Genomic DNA, 18416 nt, shown 5'->3' on the forward strand with positions numbered 1-18416 from the left:
CATGGATGCCTTCGACGATTTGGTAGGGCAGGCTCGAGTCGTCGAGATGCTGCGCCACACCAGCGCGCACGCCGAAGACCCGCAGGTCATGACCCATGCGTGGCTGTTCACCGGGCCGGCCGGCTCAGGGCGGTCAAAGGCGGCGATTGCCTTTGCCGCCGAGCTGCAGGCTGCTGCTGCGCAAGACCCAGATCGACAGCGCCAACTGGTCGCAGCGGGCACGCACCCTGACGTCACCGTACTGCACACCGAAAACGTGCTGATCAAGCGCGAAGAGGTCACCAAGATGCTGCGCACCGCGCAGATGTCGCCGTCGATGGGCCACTGGCGCATCCAGATCATCGAAGACGCCGACCGCATGACCGAGTCCACCTCGAACTTTCTGCTCAAAGACATCGAAGAACCGCCAGACCACACCGTCTGGATCCTCTGCGCACCCAGCGATGCCGATCTGCTGCCGACCATCAGATCGCGAGCCCGCGTTGTGCGGCTCGACACCCCCACGCCTCAAGAGGTCGCCGACCTATTGGTACGGCGTGACGGCGTCGACCCCGAGCGTGCCCTGATCAGTGCCACGGTTGCGCAGTCTCACGTGGGCATGGCTCGCCGGTTGGCCACCGACTCCGATGCGCGTCAGCGTCGCGCCGAGACCATGCAGGCGTTGCTGGGCATCACGTCGCTGTCTGCGGCACTCGATGTGTCGCGCCGGCTGCTCGCCCTCGCCAAAGACGACGCCGAGGCGCTGTTGGGCGATGCCGAGGCGACCGAGCGAGCACGACTGCTGCGCCAGATGGGTCTCGGACCCGATGATCGCGTGCCGCCTCGGCTGCGCGGGCAGCTGCGCGAAGCCGAAGATGACGCCAAGCGGCGGCGCAAACGCGCGCTCGTCGACGGGGTCGATCGAGTGCTCACCGACGCACAGGCGTTGCTGCGCGACGCGTTGTTGCTGTCATTGGGGTCTGGCGAGGCGCTGATCAACGTCGACGTGGCAGAAGGCGTCGCCGAATTCGCCGCTCGCCGCAATGCGGCTCAACTGCTGTCGGCCATCGACGCCATCGACGAGGCGCGTCAGCAGCTTCGGCGCAACGTGCCGCCTGCACTCGCCCTTGATGCCTTCTTGGTCACGATGATTCCGGGGGTGCTTCGGTGAGGCAAGGTCAGCAGCTGCGTCGGTTGTGGGTGGCACTGACACTGGCGGTGGCGGTCAGTGCAGCTGGCTGCGCTCCGGTTTCTTCGAGTTCTGCTTCGAACTCGACCGAGACCGTCGACTCTGACCTCGTGAGCTTCTACGATCAGCAGCTGCGCTGGAGCAGTTGCGGCGACGATTCTCAATGTGCCGACATGACGGTGCCGCTCGACTGGGCCGAGCCCACCGGAGACACCATCCAGATCGCCGTCACCAGGCACCAGTCCGGCTCGTCGAACGGCCGGGCTCTGGTCATGAACCCGGGCGGCCCAGGCGCAGCCAGCCTCGACTATGTGCGCGTGCAGCAGTATCGCGATTACTTCTTCGGAGATGCGCTGAGCAACGCCTTCGACTTGGTCACCTTCGACCCGCGCGGCGTCGGCGAGTCAACAGCTGTGCGCTGCTACGACGCTGCCGACACCGACAGCTACCTGTTCGATCTGCCCGAGAACGCTCGGGGCACCGATGCCTACATCGCCGAGGTGACGCAAGCGGCCGAGGCATTCGGGCAGGCATGCGTCGACAACACCGGCGCCCTGCTGGGGCATGTTGACACTGCGAGCGTCGCCCGCGACCTCGACGTTCTGCGTGCGGTGCTCGGGCAGTCAACCCTCAACTATCTGGGGTATTCGTACGGCACTCGCATCGGCTCTTCGTATGCTGAGCTGTTTCCCGAGCAAGTCGGCGCGTTTGTGCTCGATGGGGCCATCGACCCATCGCTGAGCGCCGAAGATACCTTGGTCGAACAGGTCAGCGGATTCGACCAGGCCACGAGATCGTTCCTCTCCGACTGCCTGCAGGCCACATCGTGCCCGTTCAGCGCGAGTGATGCAGATGGGGCGGCCACCCAGCTTGCCGCCCTCGTTTCAGCGCTCGACGATCAACCGCTGCAGGCTGATGACGGGCGACGACTGGGGTCGTCATCCATGCTCACCGCGATCAGCGCCGCGCTGTACAGCCGTCTGCAGTGGCCGACCCTGCGCAAGGCCATCACTCAGGTGCAACAGGGCAATGCAGACCTGGCCATGCAGCTGGTCGACTCGTACTACGGTCGCACCGACGGCACCTACGACGACAACTCCTTCGAAGCGCAGCAGGCGGTCAACTGCCTCGACTTGCCCACCGACCACAGCGAGGGAGCCGGGGAGCGGCTGAGCGAGCGGCTGCGCCAGGCGAGCAGCATTTTCGGCCCGTTCTACGCCGACGGAACCACCATGTGCCTCGGCTGGCCAGAGTCAGCCACCGGCACCGCGCATCGCGTCACCGCCGACGGCGCCGCCCCCATCATGGTCATCGGCACCACGGGCGACCCGGCAACCCCATATGCCTGGGCAGAGTCGCTGGCAGATCAACTGTCTTCGGGGTTCTTGGTGACGAATGTAGGTGAAGGCCACACCGCGTATCGTGCCCTTGCCTCGACCTGCATCACCAATGCAGTCGAGAGCTTCTTGGTCGATGGCACCAAGCCGCAAGACGATCTGCGCTGCACCTGATAAACTGTTCCGCGGCGCTTCTCGCAGGCGCTTGGCCACCTTAGCTCAGTCGGTAGAGCACTTCACTCGTAATGAAGGGGTCGCGGGTTCAATTCCCGCAGGTGGCTCCACATCAGACTGGCGCAATATTCAGAGGCCTCGGGGTTCCGGGGGCCTTCTTGCTGCCCCCATGAGCGTCGCCGCACGCTCGTTGGTCAGGATGCGTCGTCGCTGGTCAGTAGCGGGCCTGTTTGTGGCGAGTGAGCGCACGCCGTGACCAACGAGGGCGCGTGGCAAAAGGGCGAGCACCCCGAAGGATGCCCGCCCTGTGGCTACGCGCGTCAGATCAGGCCACGCCGGCCTTGTCGCGTTCGTAGTTGTGCACGGCGATCTGCACCTGGGTCAGCACCGCGGTGTCTTCGATGGTCGGCGGCACGATCAGCTTCTCTTCGTTGACGATCTGGCGCAGGTTCTTGCGCAGAATCTTGCCAGAGCGAGTCTTTGGCAGACCGTGAACGATGACCACGTCTTTGAACGCCGCCACGGGGCCGAGTTCGTCGCGCACCTTCTTGACCAGCTCTTTGCGCAGCGTGGCCTCGTCACTGTCGACGCCTGACTTCAGCACCACGAAGCCATAGGGCTTCTCGCCCTTGAGCTTGTCTGCGGCGCCCACGACGGCGGCCTCGGCGACTGCCGGATGCGCGGCCAAGATGCCTTCCATCTGACCGGTGCTCAAGCGGTGGCCGGCGACGTTGATCACATCGTCGGTGCGACCCATCACGTAGACGTAGCCCTCACGGTCGACATAGCCTGAGTCTCCGGTGAGGTAGTAGCCCGGGAAGGGCTTCAGGTAGCAGCGTGCGTAGCGCTTGTGGCGGCGCCACAGCGTGGTCAGCGTGCCCGGGGGCATCGGCTGCTTGATCACGATGTTGCCCTCGCCGAGATCGGGCACCGGGTTGCCCTCGTCGTCGACGACCTGCACGTTGTAGCCAGGGGTGCGCAGGCCCGAAGAACCGGCACGTGACTCGAGCTTCTGCAACCCCACGAAGTTGCCCGTGATGGCCCAGCCCGTCTCGGTCTGCCACCAGTGGTCGACCACGGTCGGGTGGATGTTCGCGACAGCCCAGTGATAGGTGTCGGGATCAGTGCGCTCACCGGCCAAGAACAGTGCCTGCAGTGACGAGAGATCGAACTGTTTGATCAGCTCGGCCTTCGGGTCTTCTTTGCGCACGGCGCGAATAGCGGTGGGTGCGGTGAAGAATGAACGCACACGGTGGCGCTCGATGATGCGCCAGAACTGTGCGGCGTCGGGGGTGCCGACAGGCTTGCCCTCATAAACCAGCGTGGTGGCGCCGGCGAGCAGCGGGCCGTAGATGATGTAGCTGTGGCCGACGACCCAGCCCACGTCGGAGGCGGTCCACATGACCTGGCCGGCCTCGATGTTGTAGAGGTTCTTCATGGTCCAGGCGAGAGCGACGGCATAGCCACCCGAATCGCGCACCACGCCCTTGGGCGCACCAGTGGTGCCTGAGGTATAGAGGATGTACAACGGGTGCGTTGAGACCACCGGAACCGGATCGTGCGGTGCGGCGCGGGAGATCTCATTATCCCAGTCGAACCACTCGGTCTCGATGAGATTGGCGACCCAATCGGTGCCGTCTTTGGCGCCGCCGGGAATCTCCGGGCGGTCTTTGACAATCACTGCGTCGACGAAGTGGTCGCACAGTGCCAGCGCCTCGGCCACGATGGGCAGGTACTCGACGATGCGGTTGGGCTCGATGCCGCCGTCAGCGGTGACAATGACCTTGGGCTTGGCGTCGTTGACGCGAGAGGCCAGCTCTTTGGCGGCGAACCCGCCGAACACCACCGAGTGCACGGCCCCCAGACGGGCACAGGCGAGCGCGGCGATGGTCGCCTCGGGAATCATCGGCATGTAGATGACCACTCGGTCGCCAAGGCCGACACCGTGGTCGGCGAGCACACCAGCGAAGCGGGCGACCTCGTCGCGCAGCTCGTTATAGGTGTACGTGCGTGACTTATCAGTGACTGCCGACTCGTAGATGAGCGCGGCCTGATCGCCACGGCCTGCCTCGATGTGACGGTCGAGGGCGTTGTATGCGACGTTGAGCGTGCCGTTGGGGAACCAGCTGTACTCTGGCTCGTTCGAAGTGTCGAGGGCCTGCGTGGGTTTCGAGTGCCAGTCGATGGCCTTGGCGGCGTCGAGCCAGAACCCCTCGGGATCTTCGATGCTGCGCTGGTATGCCTGGCCGTACGCCCCGGCACGAACCTCGCTGCGGGTCACGTTCATCGTGCTGCCTCCTCATTGAGTGCGATCATTCGAGGATGCGAGCACGACGGCTCTGTGGCGCTGCATCCTCGAAGCGTTGCCACGAATATAACACAACTTCTGTATACACAAGTGCCAAAAAGTGCGACTTCATTGCCAGATTCTCCCGCCACGGGGGATTTTGTGTATACACTGAAGGCGATCGTGCGAAGGTGACGAAAGGAAGTGACATGCGTGCTGGCGATAAGGCGTATGTCACGCTTCGTGATGAGATCACCAACGGAGACCTCGCCGCCGGCACGCCGCTGGGCGAGGTCGAGCAGGCACTGCGCTTGGGCATTTCCCGCACACCCGTACGTGAGGCGCTTCGTCGTCTGATCAGTGAAGGTCTGGCTGTCAAAGGTGCGCGAGAGGTCGTCGTCTCTGAGGTATCGCTCGAGAACATCAGCGAACTCTACGAGGTGCGCCAGGCGCTTGAATCGCAGGCCGCACGCCTGGCAGCTCGTCACCGCGACGTCACAGTGTTCCGGGCCCTGCTGGCCGACTTCGCGCGGGTGGGCGATCTGCTCAATGCCGAAGACCACACCCGCCGTGAATACTACGAACTCGTCGAGCGCTTCGACACGGCCATCGACGACGCCGTCGGCAATCCATATTTAGTGGCCGCCATGACCACTGTGCGCACGCACTTGGCGCGAGTGCGCCACTTGGCCCGCTCAGACCGCGACCGCCTGCTCGAGGCCGCTCGCGAGCATGCGCTCATCGTGCAGGCCATCATCGATGGCGACGAGCAGCTGGCCGCCGACGCCACGCACGTGCACCTCTACCGCAGCCTTGCCCACCGCCTGACCAAGGCGAGTGCGCTGAAAGATCCCACCCGCGCTGAGTCCGTCAGCCCAGATGAAGGAGATGCACGTGAAACTGCATGATGTCCGTGTTTACAAGAGCGAAGAGAGCCTGCCCCGCGAGCAGCAGCTGGCCTGGAAGATCGCCGAGGTCGCCGCTGACCCCGTCGAGGTTACCCAGGAGGTGACCGATCAGGTCATCAACCGCGTGATCGACAACGCCTCGGTCGCCGCTGCATCGCTGCTGCGTGGCCCGATTGTCGCCGCCCGCGCGCAGGCGAAGGCTCACCCGATCAGCAACGGTGGAGGCTCGACCGTTTTTGGTCTGCCCGTGCCCGACCGCTTCTCGCCGGAATGGGCCGCTTGGGCCAACGGTGTGGCAGTGCGCGAGCTCGACTACCACGACACCTTCCTTGCTGCTGAGTACTCGCACCCCGGCGACAACATCCCCGCGATCGTTGCTGTCGCTCAGCACGTCAACGGCAAGGGCAGCCGTCAGGTGACCGGCCACGACGTCGTGCGCGGCATCGCCACCGGCTACGAGATTCAGGTCGACCTGACCAAGGCCATCGATCTGCACTCGCACAAGATCGACCACATCGCCCACCTCGGCCCGTCGATCGCCGCCGGTCTCGGCACCCTGCTGCACCTCGACCCCGAGGTCATCTTCCAGGCCATCGGCCAGGCGCTGCACACCACCACTCAGACGCGCCAGTCGCGTAAGGGCCAGATCTCGACCTGGAAGTCGCACGCTCCGGCGTTCGCCGGCAAGCAGGCCGTTGAGGCCGTCGACCGTGCCCTGCGCGGCCAGACCAGCCCTGAGCCGATCTGGGAAGGCGAAGACGGCGTCATCGCCTGGCTGCTCGGCGGCCCCGAGGCGCTCTACCACGTGCCGCTGCCCGAGGCAGGCGAGGCCAAGCGCGGCATCCTCGACACCTACACCAAAGAGCACTCGGCCGAGTACCAGGCGCAGGCCTGGATCGACCTGGCGCGTCGCCTGCACAACGAGCACCCTGAGCTCACCGACCCGAAGAACATCAAGTCGATTGTGCTGCACACCTCGAACCACACGCACATCGTGATCGGTTCGGGTGCCAACGACCCGCAGAAGTACGACCCCACCGCGACTCGCGAGACCCTCGACCACTCAGTGCCCTACATCTTCGCCGTGGCGCTGCAAGATGGCGGCTGGGATCACGTGGCCTCTTACACCCCGGAGCGCGCTGGCCGTCCCGACACCGTCGAGCTGTGGCACAAGATCACCACGACCGAAGATGACGACTGGACCCGTCGCTACCACTCGATCGACCCGGCTGAGAAGGCCTTCGGCGGCCGCGCTGAGATCGAGCTGACCGATGGCGGCCACATCACCGCCGAGATCGCCGTTGCCGACGCGCACCCGCTGGGCGCTCGTCCGTTCGCCCGCGACAACTACATCGCGAAGTTCAAGAAGCTTGCCGAGCCCGTGCTCGAGGCCAGCGAGATCGAGCGCTTCCTCGACGTGGCTCAGCGTCTCGATACGCTGAAGCCTGAGGAGCTCGGCCAGCTGACCATCGTCGCCAAGCCCGGCCTGCTCGAGAGCGTGACTGATCCGGAGGGAATCTTCTAATGCTGTATTCCAAAGTCACTCCTGAGGCCAAGCGTCGCGCATTCCGCGAGGGGCTGGCCAGCGGCGAGCTGCAGCGCTTTCCCGGTGCCTACAACGCACTGACCGCAAAGCTCATCCAGCGCAAGGGGTTCGAGGGCGTCTACGCCTCGGGCGGCGTGCTGGCCAACGATCTTGGCCTGCCCGATATCGGCCTCACCACGCTGAGCGAGGTGGCCGGTCGCACGGCGACCTACGCGCGCGCCACCGATCTGCCGGTGCTCGTCGACGGCGACACCGGCTTCGGTGAGCCGCTCAACGTGGCCCGCACCATCCAGGCGCTCGAAGATGCCGGCGTCGCCGGCACGCACATCGAAGATCAGATCAACCCGAAGCGGTGTGGTCACCTCGACGGCAAGTCGGTCGTTGACCAGGGCACGGCGGTCAACCGCATTCGTGCTGCGGTCGAGGCTCGTCGCGATCCGAACTTCGTGATCCTGGCGCGCACCGACATCCGCTCGGTCGAGGGGCTCGACGCGGCGATCGATCGTGCCAAGGCGCTGATCGACGCTGGCGCCGACGGCATCTTCCCCGAGGCGCTGCGCGACATCGGTGAGTTCGAGGCGTTCCGCGCCGCGATCGACGCCCCGCTGCTGGCGAACATCACCGAGTTCGGCAAGAGCGAGCTGTTCACCAACCAGCAGCTCACCGATCTCGGCTACAACATCGTGATCTACCCGGTGTCGCTGCAGCGCTTGGCGCTGGGTGCGGCCGAGCGTGGTCTCGATGCGATCGTCAACGAGGGCAGCCTGCGTTCGCAGGTCGAGTTCATGCAGACCCGCGCTGACCTCTACGATCTGGTCGACTACCCCGCCTACAGCGAGTTCGATTCGTCGGTGTTCAACTTCGACGTCGAGCGCGACAACTACCACTGATCCGCTGACCATCTGCAAGGAGGCAGAACAATGACCGAACAACAGATCTACAAGGGTCTGGCCGGCGTGCCGGTCGACTTCACCGCGATCTCGAAAGTAAATCCCGAGACCAACTCACTGCTGTACCGGGGCTACCCGGTGCAGGAGCTGGCTGCCACACAGTCGTTCGAGGCTGTGGCGTACCTGCTCTGGAACGGCGAGCTGCCCACCGACGAGCAGCTGGCCGAGTTCGTCTCGACCGAGCGCTCGCTGCGTGGCCTCGACGCCAACGTCAAGGCCGTGATCGACTCGCTGCCGACCACTGCGCATCCGATGGATGTGGTGCGCACGGCCGTCAGCGTCATCGGCGCCAACGACCCGAAGACGGCTGATGAGTCGCCTGAGGCCGAGCTCGAGAAGGCCGTCAACCTCTTCGCCAAGCTGCCGTCGATCGTGGCCTACGATCAGCGCCGCCGCCGCGGTGAAGCGTATGTCGAGCCTGACGTCGACCTCGACTACTCGGCGAACTTCCTGTGGCAGACCTTCGGCCGCAAGCCCGACGACTTCGAGGTCGATGCGTTCCGCGTCTCGCTGATTCTCTACGCAGAGCACTCGTTCAATGCATCGACGTTCACCGCTCGCGTGATCACCTCGACGCTGAGCGACCTCTACTCGGCAGTCACCGGTGCCATCGGCGCTCTCAAAGGCCCGCTGCACGGCGGTGCCAACGAGGCCGTACTGCACGAGTTCGAAGAGATCGGCTACGACGGCGACGTCGAGCAGAAGGCTCACGACTGGCTGCAGGCTGCGTTCGCCGAGAAGAAGAAGATCATGGGCTTCGGCCACCGCGTGTACAAGAAGGGCGACTCGCGCGTCCCGACGATGCAAGAGGCGACCTACAAGCTCATCGAGCGCTACGACCGTCCCGAGATCAAGCGCCTCTACGAGGCACTGGCCAAAGAGATGGACGATGCCAAGGGCATCAAGCCGAACCTGGATTACCCGGCTGGCCCGGCGTATTACCTGCTCGGCTTCGATATTCCGACCTTCACGCCCATCTTCGTCGCCGCTCGCGTGACCGGATGGACTGCGCACATCATCGAGCAGCGCGCGAGCAACGCGCTGATTCGCCCGCTGTCGCTGTACAACGGGGTTGATGAGCGTCACGTCGAGGCGTGATCAGACTGCGTCACGTGTATTCGGGGGAAGGCGCGTGACGCAGCACAGCTGAGCTGAGCTCGGTTGCACAGAGGGGCGCAGGCTACGGTCTGCGCCCCTCTTCTCTGCTTGCGCGGCAGTCGTACACTGAGAGTCATGAACCGCGCCACCACTGAGCCTCCCCTCGAACCCGCCTGGAAGGCTCTGCGCGCGCGCGACGCCGCACTGGTGTTCGTCGGCGGCGGCTTGGGGTCGCTCGTGCGCTGGTCGCTCGACCTCTGGCTGGGCGGCGGGCAGACCATGCCGGCCACCATCACCGTCAACATCGTCGGCTCATTTCTTGTCGTATTCGTGCCAGCGCTGCTGTCGAGCAGCGTGGCAGTGCGCACGCTGGTTGTCCCCGGCGTGATCGGGGGCTTCACCACGTACAGCACCTTCGCCGTCGAGGTTATGCGACTGTTCGAGCGCGGCGACTTCGTCGCGGCCGCAGGATACGCACTTGCGCTGGTTGCCGCAGGTCTCGTCGCCGCGGGGGTCGGTTGGTGGGCCGCAGGGCGCGTCGATGCGCTGCGTCTGGCTCGGCGTGAGCAGGGGAACGCCAAGTGAGCGCGCTGTGGATCTTTCTGGCCGCGGGGCTGGGGTCGGTCATCCGGTATGCCGTGGGTGTGCTGATGACGCGACCCTCGCGAGGGTTTCCCTGGGGCACGGTGGCGATCAACCTCACCGGTGCACTGGCGGCGGGCGCCGTCGCCGGGCTTGGCGTGCCGCCCATGTCGCCGATCAGCGTGGGATTTCTCGCCGGGTACACCACGTTCGGCACGGCGAGCAAAGAGAGCGTGGAGCTCATCGTGCACCGGCGCTACGGCGCTGCCGCCGGTTACGTGCTGCTGACGCTTGTGGGGTCGGTGACGCTGGCTGTGGCCGGAGCGCTGCTGTCAGCCACCTTGCGGTAGGGGTGAAAGCCTGCCGTGGGGGTGAGTGTGCTTCACCCCTACTGCACATTTTGGGTTTTCTTCACCCCTACTGCGCATCTTGAGCGACGAGCCGGTTTCCGCGTCGATCGCGCAGTCATTCTTGCGGCATGAGAGCAGAAACCGTGCACAAATCGCGGTGCGGGGCAGAAATACCAGTAATTCGGCAAGAAAAGTGCCCCCCCTGGGTTTCGATCCCAGTACCCGCGGATTAAAAGTCCGCTGCTCTTCCGATTGAGCTAGAGGGGCCCGGCCGGCAACACCGACCCGATCAATTCTGCCACAAACCGCCACGAGATGTTGGGCAACTATTTACTTAGCCTAACTAAGCGAGTAGTCTGGGCGAGACATGAGCATCCCCGATACCCCCGCATCCACCATTCCCGAAGACGTCGTGCTGCTTGCCGACCAGCTGCGCATCGCCATTGCGCGCATGAATCGACGGCTGCGCGCGCAGACCCCCGGCGGGGTCACCCCGGCACAGCTGACCGTTCTGCTGATCCTCGACCGTCACGGTGAGCAGACCCTCAGCCAACTCGCCGAGCGAGAGCTGGTGAGTCTGCCCTCCATGAACCGCACCGTCTCACAGTTGGTGGTGCAGGGGTTCGTCTCACGCACGCCGTCGCCGAGCGATCGCCGGGTCACACTGCTGCAGATCACCGACGCCGGTCGGCTCGAGGCCGAGCGCACGCGCCGGCACCGCGATCAGTGGCTGGCCGCACGACTGCTCGAACTCAGCGACAGCGAACGCGCACAGCTGGGGCGCGCTGCCGAGATGCTCAACGGCATGGGATGCCGATGAGCGCCGTCTTTCGCTCGCTGACGATCCGCAACTACCGCTACTGGTTCGGCGGCGCACTGGTGTCAAACGTGGGCACATGGATGCAGCGCACGGCTCAAGACTGGATCGTGCTGACCCAGCTCACCGACCACGATGCCTCCGCCGTGGGTATCATCACGGCACTGCAGCTCGGGCCCCAACTGGTGCTGACTCCCATCACCGGGGTGATCTCCGACCGTTTTCCGCGCCGTCAGGTGCTGCTGGTCACGCAGACGCTCATGGGGCTGCTGAGCTTCGTGCTGGGCATCTGGCTGATTCTCGGCGCACCCTCGCTCGCACTGGTCTACCTGATCGGTCTGGTCAGCGGTGTCGTCGGTGCCTTCGACACCCCGGCTCGTCAGGTGTTCGTTTCTGACCTCGTGCCGCGCGATGCAGTCGGCAACGCAGTGGCGCTCAACTCCACCTCGTTCAACCTCTCTCGCCTGGCTGGCCCGGCGGTCGCCGGTCTGCTCATCATGGTGGTGGGCAGCGGCTGGGTGTTCATCGCCAACGGTTTCACGTTCATGGCGGCCATCGCCGCGATTCTGCTCATTCGCCCCGGCGACTTCTACAGCCTGCCTCGGCCAGCGGTGGCACGCGACCGCCGGGGCGGGGGCGGTCTGCTCGATGGGTTCCGCTACATCCGCACCCGCTCTGACCTCATGCTCGTGATGATCATGATCTTCTTGATCGGCACGTTCGGGCTGAACTTCCCCGTCGTGCTCTCGGCCATGATCACCGTCACCTTCGACGAAGATGCCCAGGCCTACGGCGTGATCTCCTCGGTGATGGGTGTGGGGTCGGTCGCTGGCGCACTGTTCACCGCCAGCCGCGACCGACCACGCCTGCGCAGCATCGTCGCTGGGGTCACCGGCTTCGGGCTCACCGCGACCGGGGCTGCACTGGCACCAGATCTGCTGACCTTCGGTGCTGCACTGGTGGCGCTCGGACTGTGCTCGCAGCTCGTGCTCTCGGGTGCCAACGCCTATGTGCAGGTGACCAGCGCCGGCTCGGTGCGTGGCCGAGTGATGGCCGTCTATATGGCCGTGCTCATGGGCGGCACACCCATTGGTGCGCCGCTGGTGGGCTGGGTCGCCAACGTGGCTGGCCCGCGCTGGGCCATGGGCATCGCCGGCTTCTCCGGCTTCGCAGCCGCAGTCGTTGCGCTCTGGTGGCTGCTGCTGACAAAACATGGCCGCGTGCATCGCAATCACGGCGGTGGGCTGCGTCACGCGTTTACCATTGACTACGCCGAACCGGCTGCAGTCGAGGTGCCGACGATCACCACCGAGATCGCAGTGATCCCGGGCCACCGCCGACCTGCCGCAGCCGCGCATCCACCGCGTACACTGGATCGATGCGCGAACATCACCGACCCGTCCTCTTCGGCGAGGGAGAGCTCGACCGGTTTCCCGGGGCACCCGACCCCGCGGTCACGCACCGAATCGCACACGAGACCGCCCGCACGCTCCTGAGCCGTGCTCGCGGCGGGGCCGATCCCAACGTAGTCAAACGCCTCACTCACTACACCGACGAACACGGCATCGAGACCATCAGCGAACTCTGGGCGCAGATGTCACCCGAGAGCCTGCCCGGTGTGCTGTGGCGCGTCTATCTGCTGCGCAGCATGGTGATGGGTCATCCTGACGACAATGCAGCGCTCTTTCAGCTCGGCGAGGGCCGGCTTGGCACGGTGGATGCGGTGGTCGCCGGAGTGCAGCCCCCGGCTGGGGTCATCGAGGTGCAGCAGCTGACTGAACAGGTGCTCCGCGGGGTGTTCATCGGAGACTTCCACCTCGCACTCAATCGCGCTGCGGCATTCTGCATGATTGTGGCGGCCGGCTGCCTGCGGCACGCTGACGACATCGACGAGATTGATGCGCTGGCTGCCGAGTCGCTGACCGAGCGCGCTGCGGCCCTGACCGACATGGCGCACGTGTTTCGACGCGGGGCTGCGCTGTGGCGTAGTGATCGCCTAGACTGACAGGGCTCCCGGCAACGGGGGCACGGCCAGGTCGTGTAACCCCGGGCTCCAATTTTTGCCGCTTCGAGCGGCCTTCCGCCGAGAGGCGTTCATGGCCTGGTCTTCTTTTCCTTTTCCGCTGTGCGTCGAGACAAAGGGGTTGAGCGCTGTGCACCAGAGAGAACGACTGCGACACGAGCTGGCCTTTCGGCGGCTGCGAGTGAGCGAGACCAGCCAGATCAGCGCGCACCTGCGGCGCGTGCGACTCGTCGGCGACGATCTCGCGGGGTTCACCGCACCCGGCCCCAGCGATCATGTCAAGTTGTTTCTGCCCGATGCCAACGGGCAGATCATCGCACCCCTCGTTGCCGACGATGGGTCGCTGCAGCGGCCTGAGGGCACCCCGACCACGCGTGACTACACGCCCCGAGCGGTGGACACCGACGCTGCCGGGGTGCCGGTTGCCATCGACATCGACTTCGTGCTGCACGAAGGCGGCCCGGCAACCGAATGGGCGCGCCGTGCCACACCCGGCGACGAGATCGTGGTGGCCGGCCCCCGTGGCTCGAAACTGGCACCCACCGCCCCTGGGCGTGTGGCACTCGTTGCCGACCCTTCGGCGTTCCCGGCCTTCGTGCGCTGGGTTGAGGCACTGTCGCAGCCGACCGTGATCGATGCCGTGATCTGGAATGCGGCGGCGGCCGATGCAGAGTACTTCGACGAATCGGTGCGGGCTCGCCTCGCCAGCCTGCAGTGGGTGTCTGAAGCCTCTGGCGACGCCGGGCTGCTTGATGCAGTGCGTTCGCTCGAACTGGCCGAGGGCGCGTTCGTCTGGGCTGCAGGTGAGGCTCAGGCGCTGATTGCGGTGCGGCGACTGCTGCGCGAGCAGCCTCAGCTTGACCGGGCCGACATTGACGTATCGGGATACTGGAAGCGGGGCGTGATCGCCCTCGACCATCACGCCCCGCTTGATCCAAGTGACCCCGAGTGAGGTGTGAGCTTCAGCCGAAGCGGCCCGAGATGTAGTCTTCGGTCTCTTTCTGCGTGGGGTTCTCGAAGATCTTGCGGGTGTCGTCGTATTCGATGAGTTTGCCAGGCTTGCCGGTGCCGGCGATGTTGAAGAACGCCGTGCGATCTGACACACGCGTCGCCTGCTGCATGTTGTGCGTCACGATCACAATCGTGTACTCCTGCTTGAGCTCGTGAATCAGGTCTTCAATTGCGAGCGTCGAGATGGGATCGAGAGCCGAAGCCGGCTCATCCATCAGCAGCACCTCAGGCTCGACTGCGATGGCACGCGAAATGCACAGACGCTGCTGCTGACCGCCGGAGAGCCCGCCGCCGGGTGCATTCAGACGGTCTTTGACCTCGTTCCAGAGGTTGGCTCCGCGCAGTGAGCGCTCGACCAAGTCGTCGGCGTCAGAGCGTGAGATATGACGGTTGTTGAGGGTGACTCCGGCGAGCACATTCTCGCGAATCGACATAGTGGGAAAGGGATTCGGGCGCTGGAAGACCATGCCGATGTGCCGGCGCACCAGCACCGGGTCGACTCCCGGGCCATACAGATCGTCTCCGTCGAGCAGAATCTGCCCGTCGACCCACGCCTTGGGAATGACTTCGTGCATTCGGTTGATCGAGCGCAGCACGGTCGACTTGCCACAGCCCGAAGGCCCGATGAACGCGGTGACCGCCTTGGGTTCAATCGACATGTTCACGCCTTCGACGGCCTTGAACTTGTCATAGTAGATGTCGAGGTCTTTGATCACGATGCGCTTTGACATGGTGGATTCCTTTCGAAAGAGCGGGGGCCGGCGATCAGCGGTCGCGCTTGGGGGAGAAGAAGAACGACACCAGTCGGCCGATGGCGTTGAGAACGACGACGATGAGCATCAGGATCAGCGCGCCAGACCAGGCCAACTGGTTGCCCTCTGGCGTGGTGAAGCCCCATTGCTGGTAGACGAAGGTCGGCAGCGAAGACATCACGCCCGAGAACAGATCAGTGTTCATGTTGATGCTCATGCCCGCGGCGACCAGCAGCGGAGCAGTCTCGCCGATGACGCGAGCCACAGCCAGCAGCACTGAGGTGACGAGGCCACCGATGGCGGTCGGCAGCACGATCTTGAGAATGGTGCGCCACTTCGGCACCCCGAGTGCATAGGCACCCTCACGCAGCTCGTGCGGCACCAGACGGATCATCTCTTCGCTCGAGCGCACAACGGTCGGCAGCATCAGCACGATCAGGGCGACCGAGCCCACGGCCCCGGAGCGCACGGAGGTGAGGTCGCCGCCAGTGGCCTGTACCACCAGAGTGAACAGCGCAAAGGCGAACAGACCGGCCACGATGCTCGGAATGCCGGTCATCACGTCGACGAAGAAGCCGATCGCCTTCGAGAACGCGTTGCCCCGGCCGTACTCGACCAAGTAGATGGCGGTCAGGATGCCGATGGGCACCGAGATCACCGAGGTGGCCAGAGTGATCAGCAGAGTGCCCAGAATGGCATGAGCGGCGCCGCGCTCGCCTGGCATCGAGGCATCGTTGAGAAAGAACGTGGCGTTCAGGCCGGGCAGCCCCTTGATAATCAGCGTCACGATGAGCGACAGCAGTGGCAGCATGGCGATGATGAAGGCCACGGTGACCAGGCCCGTGATCAGTCGGTCGAAGGCTTTGCGGCGGTTCTCGGCCACGACCGAGAACAAGTAGATGAAGATCAGGTAGAGGGCCATGATGGTGGCCAACCAGCCGCCCACATTGGGGTAGATGGTGAGTTTGTCAGTCTTCTCGGTGTAGACGTACAGCGGGTCGCCGCTGCTGAGCCACTGAAAACCGAAGATCAGCGTGCTGACGATGGTGGCGCCGATCAGTACGGCCAGTGGGGTCCAGCGGGGCAGGTCGCCCGCGGTAAGTGCGTTCGTCGTGTGACGCGTTCGTGCTGTGGTGGTCACGGTTCGTCCCCTCACTTCTTCGTTCCGCGTGCGATGATCCAGCGGCCGATCGAGTTGACCAGGATCGTGATGGCGAATAGCACCAGGCCGCCGGCGATCAGTGTCGACGAATCGGTGCCGTGGGCCTCGGGGAAGTTCTTGGCGATGCTCGCGGCGATGGTGGTCGGGTTGCTTGACGTGAGCAGCTGAAACGAGATCACGCCGGTTGAAGAGAGCACCATGGTCACGGCCATGGTCTCGCCGAGGGCGCGGCCGAGGGCAAGGATGGCCGAGGCGAAGATGCCGGATCTTGCGTAGGGGAACACCGCCAACCGCACCATTTCCCAACGTGTTGCTCCGAGGGCCAGTGCGGCCTCTTCGTCGAGTCGGGGTGTCTGTAAGAAGATCTCTCGCGACAGTGAGGTGAGAATCGGCAGAATCATGATGGCCAGCACAATGGCGGCGGTGAGCATGTTGCGGCCGCTCGGAATCACGTCGCCGCTGAACAGCGGAATCCAGCCCAAGTGCTCGTTGAGCCACTGGTAGAAGGGGCCTGCCATGGGCGCGAACACCATGATGCCCCACAGGCCGAACACAACCGAGGGCACTGCGGCCAGCATGTCGATGATGAAGCCGAGGGTGCCGCGCAGGCGCCGTGGCGAGAAGTGACTGATGAACAGCGCGACGCCCAAGCCGATCGGCAGGGCGATGGCCATCGCCAGCAGCGACGCCCAGATGGTGCCAAACACGAGTGGCAGCACGTAGCCCCAGAAATTGGCCGGCTCGGCCTTGGCTCGCAGCTGGTCGGCGCTTGACGACGCGTCGACGGGGCTGGTGATTGCGGTGCCACCCTGGAAGAGGAGGAAGAGGAAGACTGCGGCCAGCACGAGCAGAATGAGTGCTCCAGAGATGGTGGCCGAGTTCTGGAAGATCGCGTCGCCGGCACGGCGCCGGGCTCGTGGACGTTGGGCCTCGGAGGCCTCGGTGTTCGTCATGCAGACGACTTCCTTTCTCGCCGTGGGCGAGATCAGCGGATCGTGTGAAGTGGCTGGGGTGCGGCCCGGTCAGTCCTGCGCTCTGACCGGGCCGCTTCTCAGTGTAGGCGACTACTTGATGGCGTCGATGGCGGCCTGTGCGTCCTGGCGCAGGTCGTCGCTCAGCGGCGCGTTGCCGGCCTCAGCGGCGGCGGCCTTCTGAGCATCGTCAGAGATCACGTACGAGAAGTACGACTTGACCAGCTCGGCCTTGCTGTCATCGGCGTAGTCAGAGCAGCCGATCAGGTACGAGACCAGCACGATCGGGTAGGCACCCTCGACACCGGTGTAGTCGAGCTTCTTGACGACGTCGGTCGCTTCGCGGCCGTCTTCGAGCGGTGAGCCCGCGACGACCTCTGCAGCTGCCTCAGGTGAGTAGGCCACGAAGTCGCTGCCCGACTTGATGCTGGCGGTCTGCAGCTGGGTGGCGGCTGATGCATCGAGGTAGCCGATTGAGCCTTCACCGTTCTGCACCTCGGCTGCCACGCCGGCGGTCTTGTCAGCAGATGCGCCGCCCAGATCGCCCGGGAACTCGTCTTCGTCGCCGTAGGTCCACACGTCGGGTGCGGCCTCGGTGAGGTACGCGAGGAAGTTGCCCGTGGTGCCCGACTTGTCGCCGCGGTGCACAGCGTTGATCTTGGTGTCGGGCAGATCGACGCCCTCGTTGAGCGCAGCGATGGCCGAGTCGTTCCACGTGGTGATCTTGCCAGCGTAGATCTTTGCCAGGGTCTCGCCGTCGAGCTTCAGCTCGTCGACGCCGGGCAGGTTGTAGGCGATCGCGATCGGCGAGATGTATGCCGGGAACTCGACCAGCGATGTGCCGGCGGTGCACAGCGGGAAGGTGCTGTCGGCGATCTCAGAGGTCTTGTATGCACGGTCGGAGCCGATGAAGTCGCTCGAGCCGGCGATGAAGTTCTCACGCCCGGTGCCCGAACCGGTCGAGGTGTAGTTCACGGTGACCCCAGACTCGATCTTCTTGTATCCGGGGATCCAGCCGTTGAGCTGGGCTTTCTCCTGCGACGATGCGCCGGTGGCGTTCAGCGTGCCGCTCAGGCCGGAGCCGCTGGCGCTGCTCGAGGAGCTGTCGGCGCTGGAGCAGCCGGTCAGTGCGATGGCGGCGAGCGAGGCCACTCCGACGGTCTGGAGAAGGCGTGTGTTCTTCACTGTGTACCCTTTCAGGTGTCTGGTCAGTTCACGGCCCGCAACATGCCAGGCCGTTCACTGCTCACGCTAAAGACCGCGGGTGACTCAGAGCCCAC

17 protein-coding genes and 2 tRNA genes are annotated in these 18416 nt (G+C 64.8%); 13 read left to right on the forward strand and 6 right to left on the reverse strand.

Annotated elements, in window-relative coordinates; translation table 11 throughout:
* The first annotated feature begins 1 nt into the window (after position 1).
* The 3 genes from G557_RS0105590 to G557_RS0105600 all read left to right on the forward strand — a co-directional run bounded on the left by G557_RS0105590 (position 2) and on the right by G557_RS0105600 (position 2789).
* Positions 2-1150 carry a DNA polymerase III subunit delta' gene (locus tag G557_RS0105590; protein ID WP_028245272.1) on the forward strand — a complete coding sequence of 383 codons (1149 nt, stop codon included), beginning with the start codon at positions 2-4 and terminating at the stop codon, positions 1148-1150.
* A 29-nt stretch (positions 1151-1179) separates the two neighbouring features.
* Positions 1180-2679: an alpha/beta hydrolase gene (locus G557_RS11960; RefSeq protein ID WP_169337746.1), complete on the forward strand. Its 1500-nt coding sequence runs from the start codon at positions 1180-1182 to the stop codon at positions 2677-2679.
* 34 nt (positions 2680-2713) lie between these two features.
* A tRNA-Thr gene (locus tag G557_RS0105600) sits at positions 2714-2789 on the forward strand.
* 215 nt (positions 2790-3004) lie between these two features.
* On the opposite strand, the gene G557_RS11965 is transcribed toward G557_RS0105600, so the two are convergent.
* A complete protein-coding gene (locus G557_RS11965) occupies positions 3005-4966 on the reverse strand; it encodes an acetate--CoA ligase (protein ID WP_051224709.1) in 1962 nt (653 codons plus the stop codon).
* A 209-nt stretch (positions 4967-5175) separates the two neighbouring features.
* Between G557_RS11965 and G557_RS11970 the strand changes: the two genes are divergently transcribed.
* The 6 genes from G557_RS11970 to G557_RS0105635 all read left to right on the forward strand — a co-directional run bounded on the left by G557_RS11970 (position 5176) and on the right by G557_RS0105635 (position 10400).
* The gene (locus G557_RS11970; protein ID WP_051224712.1) at positions 5176-5874 is read left to right on the forward strand and encodes a GntR family transcriptional regulator; all 699 of its coding nucleotides are present in this window, start codon (positions 5176-5178) and stop codon (positions 5872-5874) included.
* Positions 5855-7399 carry an MmgE/PrpD family protein gene (locus G557_RS0105615; RefSeq protein WP_036961485.1) on the forward strand — a complete coding sequence of 515 codons (1545 nt, stop codon included), beginning with the start codon at positions 5855-5857 and terminating at the stop codon, positions 7397-7399. The genes G557_RS11970 and G557_RS0105615 overlap by 20 nt, the downstream gene beginning before the upstream one ends.
* Positions 7399-8310 (forward strand): methylisocitrate lyase, encoded by a 912-nt coding sequence (gene prpB, locus G557_RS0105620; protein ID WP_028245274.1) that lies wholly within the window; start codon positions 7399-7401, stop codon positions 8308-8310. The genes G557_RS0105615 and prpB overlap by 1 nt, the downstream gene beginning before the upstream one ends.
* 30 nt (positions 8311-8340) lie before the next feature.
* The gene (locus G557_RS0105625) at positions 8341-9468 is read left to right on the forward strand and encodes a bifunctional 2-methylcitrate synthase/citrate synthase (RefSeq protein ID WP_028245275.1); all 1128 of its coding nucleotides are present in this window, start codon (positions 8341-8343) and stop codon (positions 9466-9468) included.
* 135 nt (positions 9469-9603) lie between these two features.
* Positions 9604-10053 carry a fluoride efflux transporter FluC gene (locus G557_RS13325; protein WP_051224714.1) on the forward strand — a complete coding sequence of 150 codons (450 nt, stop codon included), beginning with the start codon at positions 9604-9606 and terminating at the stop codon, positions 10051-10053.
* On the forward strand, positions 10050-10400 hold the full coding sequence (locus tag G557_RS0105635; RefSeq protein WP_028245276.1) for a fluoride efflux transporter FluC: 351 nt from the start codon (positions 10050-10052) through the stop codon (positions 10398-10400). The genes G557_RS13325 and G557_RS0105635 overlap by 4 nt, the downstream gene beginning before the upstream one ends.
* A 194-nt stretch (positions 10401-10594) precedes the next feature.
* On the opposite strand, the gene G557_RS0105640 is transcribed toward G557_RS0105635, so the two are convergent.
* Positions 10595-10667, reverse strand: a tRNA-Lys gene (locus G557_RS0105640).
* 100 nt (positions 10668-10767) lie between these two features.
* Here G557_RS0105640 and G557_RS0105645 point away from each other — a divergent pair.
* The 4 genes from G557_RS0105645 (at position 10768) to G557_RS0105660 (ending at position 14192) form a co-directional block, all read left to right on the forward strand.
* Positions 10768-11220: a MarR family winged helix-turn-helix transcriptional regulator gene (locus tag G557_RS0105645; RefSeq protein ID WP_028245277.1), complete on the forward strand. Its 453-nt coding sequence runs from the start codon at positions 10768-10770 to the stop codon at positions 11218-11220.
* Complete coding sequence (locus tag G557_RS11980) at positions 11217-12713, forward strand: MFS transporter (protein WP_084627047.1); 1497 nt, start codon at positions 11217-11219, stop codon at positions 12711-12713. Before G557_RS0105645 ends, G557_RS11980 begins: the two co-directional genes overlap by 4 nt.
* On the forward strand, positions 12596-13222 hold the full coding sequence (locus G557_RS0105655; RefSeq protein ID WP_028245278.1) for a hypothetical protein: 627 nt from the start codon (positions 12596-12598) through the stop codon (positions 13220-13222). Before G557_RS11980 ends, G557_RS0105655 begins: the two co-directional genes overlap by 118 nt.
* 148 nt (positions 13223-13370) lie before the next feature.
* Entirely contained in the window at positions 13371-14192 is an 822-nt protein-coding gene (locus tag G557_RS0105660) for a siderophore-interacting protein (protein ID WP_051224716.1), read from the forward strand.
* Between the two features lie 10 nt (positions 14193-14202).
* On the opposite strand, the gene pstB is transcribed toward G557_RS0105660, so the two are convergent.
* From pstB to pstS, 4 genes are all read right to left on the reverse strand, one after another.
* A complete protein-coding gene (gene pstB, locus G557_RS0105665; RefSeq protein WP_028245280.1) occupies positions 14203-14982 on the reverse strand; it encodes a phosphate ABC transporter ATP-binding protein PstB in 780 nt (259 codons plus the stop codon).
* A gap of 34 nt (positions 14983-15016) precedes the next feature.
* Positions 15017-16144, reverse strand: coding sequence for a phosphate ABC transporter permease PstA (pstA, locus tag G557_RS0105670; RefSeq protein WP_028245281.1), 1128 nt, complete (start codon positions 16142-16144; stop codon positions 15017-15019).
* Positions 16145-16155: 11 nt separating this feature from the next.
* The gene (gene pstC / locus G557_RS0105675) at positions 16156-17118 is read right to left on the reverse strand and encodes a phosphate ABC transporter permease subunit PstC (RefSeq protein WP_028245282.1); all 963 of its coding nucleotides are present in this window, start codon (positions 17116-17118) and stop codon (positions 16156-16158) included.
* A 111-nt stretch (positions 17119-17229) separates the two neighbouring features.
* On the reverse strand, positions 17230-18321 hold the full coding sequence (pstS, locus tag G557_RS0105680; protein WP_028245283.1) for a phosphate ABC transporter substrate-binding protein PstS: 1092 nt from the start codon (positions 18319-18321) through the stop codon (positions 17230-17232).
* Between the last annotated feature and the right edge of the window lie 95 nt (positions 18322-18416).

The sequence above is a fragment of the Pseudoclavibacter soli DSM 23366 genome, from assembly GCF_000423505.1.
GTDB classification, from domain to species: Bacteria; Actinomycetota; Actinomycetes; order Actinomycetales; family Microbacteriaceae; genus Pseudoclavibacter_A; species Pseudoclavibacter_A soli.